Consider the following 10,092-nt stretch of genomic DNA (forward strand, 5'->3'; position numbering starts at 1 on the left):
GCCCGGCACTCTCTTACCTGTCACACCGTCGCGTCGGGGGGCAGACGGTCTGACCAGGAGCCCAGCAGGCTAGTGTGCGGCTCCGAACGCCCGTCCGGCAGCCCTCGGGGGAGCTTCTGGGCGGGCGTTCCTCACTCGTCATACACAGCAGAGGATGGCAAGCCAATGAGCGACAACAAGAAGGACGCGGACGCCACTCCGCTGGACAACAACATGCCCAGCGAGCCGGCGACGGAAGAGACCATCACCACGCTCGACAACAACATGCCCTCCCCTCCGAAGGACTCGGGCATCACCACTCTGGACAACAACATGCCCACCCCGCCCGCCCGCGACCTCGACGGCGGCAAGTAAGGACCTTCATCCCAGCGGGGATCGGCCGCGGCGGCGCGGAGGGGGAGCCGCCGCGGCCGACGTGCGTCAAAGGCGCCTTCACGCCGCCTCCTGGCCGAAAGTGTTCGATTCACTCGGACCATCACATCTCGCAGGACTGACCAGTCAGCGCTCAGTGCAAAAGGCAGGTGGACCCGACTCCAAGGTCGGCCCCATCGCCATGCCGGCTTCGGCAGGGACGTCCAGTTCGCACCACACGGTCTTGCCCTCCGCGCACGGCTCCACACCCCACCGCGAAGCCACCGCGTCCAGCAGGGCCAGGCCGCGACCGGATTCGTCGTCGGCCGCCGCGTGCAGCAGAGCGGGAAGTGCGCGCGGCTCGGGATCGGTGACCTCGACGCGGGTACGGCCTTCTGACCAGGTCACCCGTACGCACATTGGGGCCCCCTCCCCGACATGCCGGATGACGTTGCCGACCAGTTCCGTGACACACAACTGGACATCGACGCAGGGGACGCCCAAGTGGTGGCGCACGGCGCGGCGCAGTTCGGGTACGGCCTCGGGGAGGGCGAGGAGGTCGACCTGGAGGCAAGGACCGCTCAACGCCGGGCCGCCTTCCGGAGAACCTCCGCCAGCGCCCGCGCGGTGCCGATGTTGCAGTTACCGAGCGAGATCAGGCCGGCCGCGGGCCGGTGCGACCCGGCGAAGCTCGCCAGATCTACGCGGAGGGACGGGAACGTGATGCCGTGGGCGGCGAGGGCGTCGCGCAGTTCCTCCGCGCAGAGGGTCATGTCGTAGGCCGTGGAGTGGTCGGGGGCCGACGTGTGGGGCGGCTGCATCGACGTACACCTTTCCGTGCGCTCTGTGATGAATCAGTCACACCTTGACGCCGGGCTCCGTAGCGTAAAAGGGGTTCGGCTTCCCGGGCGCGAACTGCAGAAGCGTGTACGGCTGTTGTGGAATCGGCGGTGAGAGCAGGGTGCGGCGCAAGGACATCGACGGGTCGGAGAGCGTGCCGAGCTTCTACGGCAAGGAGTTGCGGTGGAAGCGGGAGCAGGCGGGGCTGACGCTTCAGCAGTTGGCGGAGGGGAGCTTCTACGGGCTGAGTCACCTGAGTGAGATCGAACGCGGTCAGCGCCGCATGCCTCAGGACTTGGCCGAGCATGTGGACCGGGTCCTGAAGACCGACGGTTTCTTCGCCCGACGCTGCGAGGACGTACGGAAGGCAAGGACCAAGGGGCACGCTGACTATTACGTCGAGGTCCTGGAGCTGGAGGAGCGTGCCCAGGACATCGAGGAGTGGATGCCCGACGTGATCCCGGGTCCGCTGCAACTGGAGCCGTACATCCGCGCCGTAGTCCACGCGGCGCACCCGAGCGAGCCCGAGGAACAGACGGCCGAGAAGATATCCGCCCGACAGGAGCGGGCCTGGCTCTACGAGGATAGTCAGGGCCCGGAAACCTGGTTGGTGATGAGCGAGTTGGTGCTCCTGCGCCCGATCCTCGGTGCCGAGGAGATGGCCGAGCAGCTGGCCCACGTCGTCGATGTCGCCCGGCACCGGCGTTTCGTTCCACAGATCCTTCCGTGGAATGTCGGTACCCACCCCTTCACGATGGGCACAACCAGGCTCATGACCTTCACCGATGCCCCGCCCGTCATGTACACCGAGGGCATGTACAGCGGTCAGGTCATCGACGAGCCGGGCACCGTCAGGCAGTACACCAAAGCCTACGATCGCCTAAGGGCCGCCGCTCTGCCCCCGGACGTGTCCCTCAAGATGATCGAACGGGCAGCAGAGGACTACCGGAGTGGCAAGCTTCCCTGCGGACTTGAGCACCACTCACTGACGGAAGAGCAGCCACATCAACGGTGAAGGCGGTTGCTGCATCGATGTCCCTTCCGGCATGCCCCCGTACTACTCTTCCGAGCCCCCGCCTGGACCACGTTCCTCACCTCCTTGAAGCACTGAGCGCCCCGCCAAGAACAGTTGGCCGCCTTTCCACCGCACCTCGCAGCGAACGGCCAGTTATCCACAGGGCGTGCAGAAGCCAGGAGGGTTTGCGATCTTGGGCGGGTGGAGCGAAGGGCGTTGCAGGAGCTGGCGGAGGAGGGTGTCCTCCTCACCTCTCGCGCGCTCACAGCCGGCTGGCCTCGGCGTTCTCTCTTTCGGCGGTTGCGCTCGGAGGGGTGGGCGCAGGTCCAGAGTGGAGCCTGGGCCGAGCCCGGGCAGGGTCTCGACCTCGTCGTGCGGTTGAGGGCCGCCCAGCTGTTGAACCCTCAGCTCGTCGTGAGCCACTGCTCGGCTGCTCAGCTCTGGCAGATCGAGACGCTGAACTCGGAACGTCCTGACCACCACCTGGAATTCACCGACCCCGGGCTCACCGTCCGGCAGGTGCTCACGGGTGTACGCGTACACCGCATCTCCCTCGCCGAGGCCCACGTCGTCGAGCAACGGGGACTGCGTGTCACGGACGTCCCCCGCACTCTCGCCGACCTCCTCCGGGCCGGCCCGAGGGACGACGCCCTCGTCGCCGTGGAATCCGCGCTGAGCTACCGCAGGGTCGGCCCGAGCCGCCGCGCCCCGCTCATCGCCCCAGCCGGAATCGCCGTCGCGCTCGAAGCGCCGCTTCTGGGTGCCGCCAGGGCACGGCAATGGCTGCGGCTCGTGGATCCCCGGGCCGGCTCACCGGCGGAGACCATCGCCCGTCTGCGCATGCTCGACGCCGGGCTCCGACCGGAGACTCAGGCCGAAGTACGGACCCGGGACGGGCGCCGCCGCTACCTCGACTTCCTGTTCCGGGACGTCGGGCTGGCCGTGGAGATCGAGGGCTACGCCTTCCACGGCACCCGCGAGGCCCACCGACGGGACGTGGCTCGCTTCAACCAGCTCCTCCAGTGCCCCGAGGTCCGACACCTCCTCCGCTCCACCGCCGAGGACGTCTTCCACCGCCCCGCCTCAATGATCACCCAGATCCGCACCCTCCTCCCCTGACCCCGGTTCCGCCAGGGATTGGAGGATCTGTGCCACCTCCGAGGGCGCATACGGCCGTCCGCCCTGGACCTTTTCTCATCCGGGGCGGCACAGATCCTCCAATCCCCTTGTTCTCTACGGGACTTCGGAGGTTCATGTTCCGATCGGTCGTCACATCCCAGCGTTAATTGAAGATTTGGGGATGTGAGGTGGGGAAGCGATTTCGCGATGGGCAGTCTCTTGTCATGAACCTGTTGCCCGATGGGCGGGCAGCAGCCTCATGGAGGTGTGGGATGCACCGCAGACTCGCCACTGCTCTTGCCGCCTCGACTCTCTCCCTGGTCGCCGTCGTCGGTACCGCGACCGCCGCCACCGCCGCTCCGGCCGACAAGCCGCAGGTCCTCGCCAGTTGGACGCAGACCAGCGCGTCCAGCTACAACACCTGGGCCGCCGCCCGTGCGAACCAGGCCGCCTGGTCGGCGTACGCCTTCGACTGGTCGACCGACTACTGCTCCTCCTCGCCGGACAACCCGTTCGGCTTCCCCTTCTCCATGTCCTGCGCCCGCCACGACTTCGGCTACCGCAACTACAAGGCGGCAGGCGCCTTCGACGCCAACAAGGCCCGCCTGGACAGCGCCTTCTACGAGGACCTCAAGCGCGTCTGCAACAACTACAGCGGCGGGACCAAGACCGCCTGCAACAGCACCGCATGGACGTACTACCAGGCCGTGCGTGCCTTCGGCTGACCAACCCGCCGCGGGACGCCGTCGCCGGCCGGCGTCCCGCCGCACCACCGTCCGCCACCACCCCGCCCCGCCCAGCGGGACCCAATCCGCGCCCCGGCCCCCCAGCCGCTCCGCACCGTTAGCAACTCCGACACCCGCAGTACGTCCCGCGCCGCCACGCTCGGGTGCCATGGCATACGACCGGACCTCCGCGGCGACCGGCTCTGGACTGCCGGGGGCCTTTGCTCAGTTCGTACAGTTCGTGCCGCTCGCTGTGGCGGCCGTCGTGCTGGTGGACGGCGCGACCGACTTCTTTCCGGACGACCCGCTCGTCGGGGTCGTGACGCCGGTGCGGCTGCTGCTGGTGATCGGGCTGGTCGCGCTGGTCGTGCCCGTGCGGGGGCGTGCCCGGGCCCGGCTGCGTGACTTTCGTACCCGGCTCGACCTGCCCGTCGCCGCGCTGCTCCTCACCGCCCTGGCCGTCACCTACCTGGGCGGCCGTCCCACCGCGCCGTTGCGCGGACTGCTCACCGTCGTCGGCTGCTACTACCTGGTCGTCGGTCTGCGCCGCACCCAGCCCGAGTCCTGGCGGGCGGTCGGGCTGCTCGCGCTGGCCGGTGTGGCGGCGGCCGGGGCGGTGGCCTTCTCCCAGGTGACCAATGAGACGCCGACCGGCTTCTGCCGTACCGGCCTCCTCACCGACGTGTCCTGTGCGACGGGCGGCGACGGGGCGCTGATACGGGCCGTCGGGACGTTCGCCAATCCCAATCTGCTCGCCGCCTTCCTGGTCCTGCTGCTGCCGTTCGTGCTGCTCGCCGCCGTGTCCGTGGACGAGCGGACCGCCCGTACCGCGATCGTCCTCGTCGGCGCCCTGGGATACGGGGCACTGCTCACCACCTTCTCCCGCGCCGGGTACGTGGCGGGGGCGGCCGGGTTGCTGGTGCTGGGCGGGGCCTACTGGCTGGCGCCGCGGCTCGCCGACCGGGCCCAGCGGCGGATCCTGACAGGGGTGGGGCTCGTGATACTCGTCGGAGCAGGGGCTGCCATCGCCGTCGTGTCGCGGGCCGGGGACTCGCTCGGCGTGCGCGGGCAGGCCTGGAACGCGGCCCTGGAGATCGCCGCGGACAATCCGCTGGGCGTGGGTCTCGGGCGGTCGGGGGCCGTCATATCGGCCGGCGCGGACGGCGACCGGGTCTTCGTGCACGCCCACAACCTGTGGCTGAACTGGCTCGTCGAGACCGGGCCCCTCGGTCTGCTCGCCATCCTCTCCGTGACCGTGGTCGCCTGGATCTCGGCCGCCCGGGCCGCCCGGGCCAAGTCGGTGATCGGCACGGTCGGGCTGGCCGCGCTGACCGGCTTCTTCCTGATGTGCATGCTGGACCACCCGGCCAACCTCGACCGCATCGACAGCCTGTTCTGGGTCACCCTGGGGCTCGTCATGGCCGAGGTGCCCGGCGGGTGGCGGCGCCGGTCCGGTTCCGTCGACGCCCGCTCGGTGCACTCCGGTGACCTGGGTCTGCCGCCCCGGCCGCGGCAGCACCGTAAGGCGGAAACCGCCTCCAGGTGACTCTTCACCGGCGTGCCCTGAGCTCCCCCTTCACCACCTTCCCGCTCGCGTTCCGCGGCAGTTCCCCCACGAACTCCACCTCCCGCGGCACCTTGTAGTTCGCCATCTCCCGGCGTGCCCATGCGATCAGGTCGTCCCCGGTCAGTACCGCCCCCGCGCGCCGCACCACGTACGCCTTGCCGACCTCGCCGAGGCGGGCGTCCGGTACGCCGATGACGGCGACGTCGGACACGTCCGGATGCAGGCCGAGGACCTGCTCTATCTCCGCGGGGTAGGCGTTGAAGCCGCCGACGATGAACATGTCCTTGATGCGGTCGGTGATGCGCAGGTTGCCCGCCTCGTCCAGGACGCCCACGTCGCCGGTGCGCAGCCAGCCGTCCGGGGTCAGGACCTCCGCCGTGGCCGCCGGGTCCTCGAAGTAGCCGCGCATGACGTTGAAGCCGCGGACGAGGACCTCGCCGGGGGTGCCGAGGGGAGCGTCGACCCGTACCTCCGTGCCCGGGACGGCCCGGCCGGACGTCGATGCGATCACCGTGGGGTCGTCGCCGCGGCGGCACATCGTGACGATGCCGCTCGCTTCGGAGAGGCCGTACGCCGTGAGGACCGTCTCCACGCCGAGTTCGCCGCGCAGCCGCTCGACCAGGCGGAGCGGGACCACCGCCGCGCCGGTCACCACCAGGCGCAGCGCCGACAGGTCGTGGGCGTCGCGGGAGGCGTGGTCCAGGAGGGACTGGTGGAGGGCGGGCGGGCCGGGGAGGACGGAGACGCGTTCCGCGGCGATGTTCGCCAGGGCGGTGGTCGCGGTGAACACCGGCTGGGGGATCATCGTCGCGCCGCGCATGAGGCAGGCCAGGACGCCGGCCTTGTAGCCGAAGGTGTGGAAGAAGGGGTTCACGATGAGGTAGCGGTCGTCGTGGCGCAGGCCGGCCAGGTCGCTCCACACCTCGTAGGCGCGGAGGGTCTGAGCGTGGGTGATCACCGCACCCTTGGGGCGGCCGGTCGTGCCCGAGGTGAAGATGATGTCCGACGGCCAGGACGGGTCGACCTGGGATGCGCGGGAGCGGACGGCGGACTCCCGTACCGGGTCGCCGCTCGCCAGGAAGTCCTTCCAGGTGCGGAAGTCGGCCGGGGCGTCGTCCGACAGGACCACCACCTGCTCCAGGGCGGGCAGTCCGGGCAGTGGGCCGGGTCCGGCCCCTTCCCCGGCGGCCCGCCGCAACGACGCCACGTACGAGGTGCCCAGGAACGTGCCCGTCACGAACAGCAGGCGGGCCCGGCTGCGCCGCAGGACGTCGGCCGCCTCCGTCCCCTTGAAGCGGGTGTTCAGCGGGACCAGGACCGCCCCGGCCGACACCGCGCCCAGCGCCGAGACGATCCAGTCCAGTGAGTTCGGCGCCCAGATGGCGACGCGGTCCCCGGGCGACACCCCGTTCGCCAGGCAGGCCGCGGCCGCGCGTTCCACGCGGGCGCCCAGTTCGGCGTACGAGATCCTGGTCCGGCCCTCCACGACCGCCTCGGCGTCCCCGTACCGTTCGGCCGCGCTCCGCACCAGTCCCGGAATGCTGCCCCACTCCACGTCTCCGCGCACACCGGCCTCCCGAACACGTAGCTGACTGACCGTCAGATTAGCGGTAGCCTGACGGACTGTCAGCAGGCCGGTCCCGGGTGTGGAGGTGTGCTCATGGCAGGGCTGAAGGATGCGACGGCCATCGTCGGGATCGGGCAGACCGCCTTCGCCCGGCAGCTCCCCGAGGACGAGCGGACCCTCGCCTGCCGTGCCGTCCTCGCCGCCCTGGACGACGCCGGGATCGCTCCGGGCGAGGTCGACGCCCTGGCCTCGTACACGATGGAGGAGACCGACGAGGTGGAGCTCGCCAAGGCCCTCGGGCTCGGTGACCTCACCTTCTTCGGCAAGATCGGCTACGGCGGCGGCGGTTCCTGTGCCACCGTCGCCCATCTCGCCGCCGCCATCGCCACCGGGCAGGCCACGGTCGGGGTCGCCTGGCGGTCCCGGAAGCGGGGCAGCGGGCCGCGGCCCTGGACGAACACCACCGCCCAACTCCCCACACCCGCCCAGTGGACCCGCCCCTTCGGGCTGCTCCGCCCGGCCGACGAGATCGCCATGCTCACCCGCCGCTATCTGCACGAGTACGGCGCCACCCGGGACCACCTGTTCAACGTCGCCCTCGCCTGCCGCAACCGGGCCAACCAGAACCCCGCCGCGGTGATGTACGACCGCCCCCTCACCCGCGAGATGTACATGACCTCCCGCTGGATCAGCGAACCCCTCTGTCTCTTCGACAACTGCCTGGAGACGGACGGGGCGTTGGCCTGTGTCGTCGTCTCGCGCGAGCGCGCCCGGGACTGCCGGCGCAGGCCCGTCTACGTCCACTCCGCCGCCCAGGGCCTGCCCGCCCAGCACCACGGAATGGTCAACTACTGGAACGACGACCCGCTCACCGGGCCCGCCTGGACCGCCGCCCGGCACCTGTGGAAGCACGCCGACTTCACCCCGCAGGACGTGGACGTCGCCCAGATCTACGACGCGTTCACGCCCCTCATACCGCTCTCCCTGGAGGGCTACGGCTTCTGCGACCGGGGTGAGGGCGGCGCCTTCACGGAGGGCGGCGCCCTGGAGATCGGCGGGCGGCTGCCGCTGAACACCGGGGGCGGCGGGCTCAGCGAGGCCTACGTCCACGGGTTCAACCTGATCACCGAGGGCGTGAAGCAGCTGCGGGGCACCAGTACCGCCCAGGTTCCGGGCGCCGCCACCTGCCTGGTCACCGCCGGCGAGGGGGTCCCCACCTCCGCCCTGCTGCTGAGGAGTTGAGGAGCATGCTGAGTCCTGTCATCGACCCCGACGGCGCCCCCTTCTGGCGGTACGCCGCCCAGGGCGAGCTGCGTGTCCAGGCCTGCGCCGACTGCGGTGAACTGCGCTTCCCGCCCCGGCCCTGCTGCCCGCACTGCCAGTCGTTCGCGTCCGAGTGGCGCCGGATGTCCGGGCTCGGGCGGATCTGGTCGTACGTCGTCCCGCATCCGCCGCTGCTGCCCGACTACGCCGAGCAGGCGCCGTACAACGTGATCGTCGTCGAGGTGGCGGAGGCGCCGAGGATACGGCTGGTCGGCAACCTCGTCAGTCACGCCGGTGCCCCTCTCGACTCCGTTCCGCCGGACCGGGTCCGGATCGGCGCGAGGGTCCGGGTCGTCTTCACCGACGCCGGGGTTCCGCAGTGGGTGTACGGATGAGCGGCCTGCGGGTCACCGCCGACAAGGACACCGGTGTCGCCGTCGTCACCCTCGACCGGCCCGAGCGACTCAACGCCATCGACCTCGCCCTGGCCGGCGAACTCGCCGCTGCGTGGCGGGAGTTCCGGTACGACGACTCCGTGCGGGCCGTCGTCCTCACCGGCGCCGGGGAGCGGGCCTTCTGCACCGGCGTCGACCGAAGCGCCGAGGTTCCCCAGCCCAACTCGCCGTACATGGCGGACGATCCGTTGCTGAGCGTGGGGCCGAAGGCGAACGACCTGTGGAAACCGGTCGTCGCGGCCGTGGAGGGGATGGCCTGCGGCGGGGCGTTCTATCTGCTCGGGGAGGCGGAGTTCGTCGTCGCCGGGGCGAGGGCGAGCTTCTTCGACCCGCACACCACGTACGGCATGGTCAGCGCGTACGAGTCGATGCTGCTGGCGCAGCGGATGCCGTACGGGGAGGTCGCCCGGATGGCGCTCATGGGTACCGCGGAGCGGATCTCGGCGCAGCGGGCGTACGAGGTGGGGCTGGTGTCCGAAGTCACCCCGCCCGGCGAGGCGTTGGCGGCGGCGACCGCCTGCGCCACCGTGCTCGCCGGGTACCCTCCCGAGGCCGTCCAGGGGACCGTGCGGGCCCTGTGGGCGGCCCGGGAGGCGGCCCTGGCGACGGCGTTCGCGCAGGCGCCGGCGCTGATCGCGCTGGGCAATGCGCCGGCGGAGCTGCAGACGGAGCTGTTCCGCGGCCGGCGCCGGGAGCACCGGACGCGGTGAGGGCTAGGGCCTGTCCGGCGGATCAGGTCGCAGGAAATCGGCCGCACCCTAATAGCGCAGGTGAGCGGGTTCTGGTGCGTCCAGCTGCAAGGCGGAGGAGGGCGTCGACGCGATGGGGGTCCCCCCGCGCGAGCGAAGCCGAGCGTGGGGGAGTCGGCAACCGACGACAACGCCGCAGATGGGCGTGCCAGAACCCGCGTCTGCGGCATGATCCGCCGGACAGGCCCTAGGGTCAATGCCGTTGCTTTAGGTCACGGGCGTAGGCTGCCCAGTGGTGGTCCCCGGGGGGGTGGTTCGGGTGTCTGCGAGCGTGTCTGAGTTATCAGGTCTGGGGCTATTGACCTGGGTGTATCCGCCGGGGTTGGTGGATCGGGTGGTAGCCGCTTGCGGGTGCGCTGAGCAACGTAGGCGGCTGCTTCCCGCACGGCTGGTGGTGTACTTCGTGCTGGGGCTGGCGCTGTTCTCCCCGGCTCCGTATCT

12 protein-coding genes are annotated in these 10,092 nt (G+C 70.5%); 9 read left to right on the forward strand and 3 right to left on the reverse strand.

Features of this window, described 5'->3' with window-relative positions; genetic code table 11:
- Positions 1–165: 165 nt before the first annotated feature.
- Positions 166–354, forward strand: coding sequence for a hypothetical protein (locus tag ACFV7R_RS12170; protein ID WP_385262797.1), 189 nt, complete (start codon positions 166–168; stop codon positions 352–354).
- Between the two features lie 144 nt (positions 355–498).
- Here ACFV7R_RS12170 and ACFV7R_RS12175 read toward each other — a convergent pair whose 3' ends face one another.
- Together ACFV7R_RS12175 and ACFV7R_RS12180 are read right to left on the reverse strand one after the other, a co-directional pair.
- Positions 499–936: an ATP-binding protein gene (locus tag ACFV7R_RS12175; RefSeq protein WP_385262798.1), complete on the reverse strand. Its 438-nt coding sequence runs from the start codon at positions 934–936 to the stop codon at positions 499–501.
- The gene (locus ACFV7R_RS12180) at positions 933–1,172 is read right to left on the reverse strand and encodes a hypothetical protein (protein WP_385262801.1); all 240 of its coding nucleotides are present in this window, start codon (positions 1,170–1,172) and stop codon (positions 933–935) included. Before ACFV7R_RS12180 ends, ACFV7R_RS12175 begins: the two co-directional genes overlap by 4 nt.
- 140 nt (positions 1,173–1,312) lie before the next feature.
- Here ACFV7R_RS12180 and ACFV7R_RS12185 point away from each other — a divergent pair, with 140 nt between their 5' ends.
- The 4 genes from ACFV7R_RS12185 to ACFV7R_RS12200 all read left to right on the forward strand — a co-directional run bounded on the left by ACFV7R_RS12185 (position 1,313) and on the right by ACFV7R_RS12200 (position 5,596).
- Positions 1,313–2,206, forward strand: a complete 894-nt coding sequence (locus ACFV7R_RS12185) for a helix-turn-helix domain-containing protein (RefSeq protein WP_385262804.1) — start codon at positions 1,313–1,315, stop codon at positions 2,204–2,206.
- A 300-nt stretch (positions 2,207–2,506) separates the two neighbouring features.
- Positions 2,507–3,325 carry a hypothetical protein gene (locus ACFV7R_RS12190; RefSeq protein ID WP_385262805.1) on the forward strand — a complete coding sequence of 273 codons (819 nt, stop codon included), beginning with the start codon at positions 2,507–2,509 and terminating at the stop codon, positions 3,323–3,325.
- A 272-nt stretch (positions 3,326–3,597) separates the two neighbouring features.
- Positions 3,598–4,050, forward strand: a complete 453-nt coding sequence (locus tag ACFV7R_RS12195) for a phospholipase (protein WP_385262807.1) — start codon at positions 3,598–3,600, stop codon at positions 4,048–4,050.
- A gap of 169 nt (positions 4,051–4,219) precedes the next feature.
- Positions 4,220–5,596, forward strand: a complete 1,377-nt coding sequence (locus ACFV7R_RS12200; RefSeq protein WP_385262809.1) for an O-antigen ligase family protein — start codon at positions 4,220–4,222, stop codon at positions 5,594–5,596.
- A gap of 4 nt (positions 5,597–5,600) precedes the next feature.
- Here ACFV7R_RS12200 and ACFV7R_RS12205 read toward each other — a convergent pair whose 3' ends face one another.
- A complete protein-coding gene (locus ACFV7R_RS12205) occupies positions 5,601–7,184 on the reverse strand; it encodes a FadD3 family acyl-CoA ligase (RefSeq protein ID WP_385262811.1) in 1,584 nt (527 codons plus the stop codon).
- Between the two features lie 93 nt (positions 7,185–7,277).
- On the opposite strand from ACFV7R_RS12205, the gene ACFV7R_RS12210 reads away from it, so the two are divergent.
- The 4 genes from ACFV7R_RS12210 to ACFV7R_RS12225 all read left to right on the forward strand — a co-directional run.
- Positions 7,278–8,426 carry a lipid-transfer protein gene (locus ACFV7R_RS12210; RefSeq protein ID WP_385262813.1) on the forward strand — a complete coding sequence of 383 codons (1,149 nt, stop codon included), beginning with the start codon at positions 7,278–7,280 and terminating at the stop codon, positions 8,424–8,426.
- Positions 8,427–8,431: 5 nt separating this feature from the next.
- Complete coding sequence (locus ACFV7R_RS12215) at positions 8,432–8,842, forward strand: Zn-ribbon domain-containing OB-fold protein (RefSeq protein ID WP_129796366.1); 411 nt, start codon at positions 8,432–8,434, stop codon at positions 8,840–8,842.
- Positions 8,839–9,612: an enoyl-CoA hydratase/isomerase family protein gene (locus tag ACFV7R_RS12220; RefSeq protein ID WP_385262816.1), complete on the forward strand. Its 774-nt coding sequence runs from the start codon at positions 8,839–8,841 to the stop codon at positions 9,610–9,612. The genes ACFV7R_RS12215 and ACFV7R_RS12220 overlap by 4 nt, the downstream gene beginning before the upstream one ends.
- Before the next feature lie 310 nt (positions 9,613–9,922).
- Positions 9,923–10,092: transposase domain-containing protein (locus tag ACFV7R_RS12225; RefSeq protein WP_385262851.1), on the forward strand; the 170-nt coding region annotated here is incomplete at its 3' end.

This window comes from Streptomyces sp. NPDC059866 (genome assembly GCF_042731325.1).
Taxonomy (GTDB): domain Bacteria; phylum Actinomycetota; class Actinomycetes; order Streptomycetales; family Streptomycetaceae; genus Streptomyces; species Streptomyces flavusporus.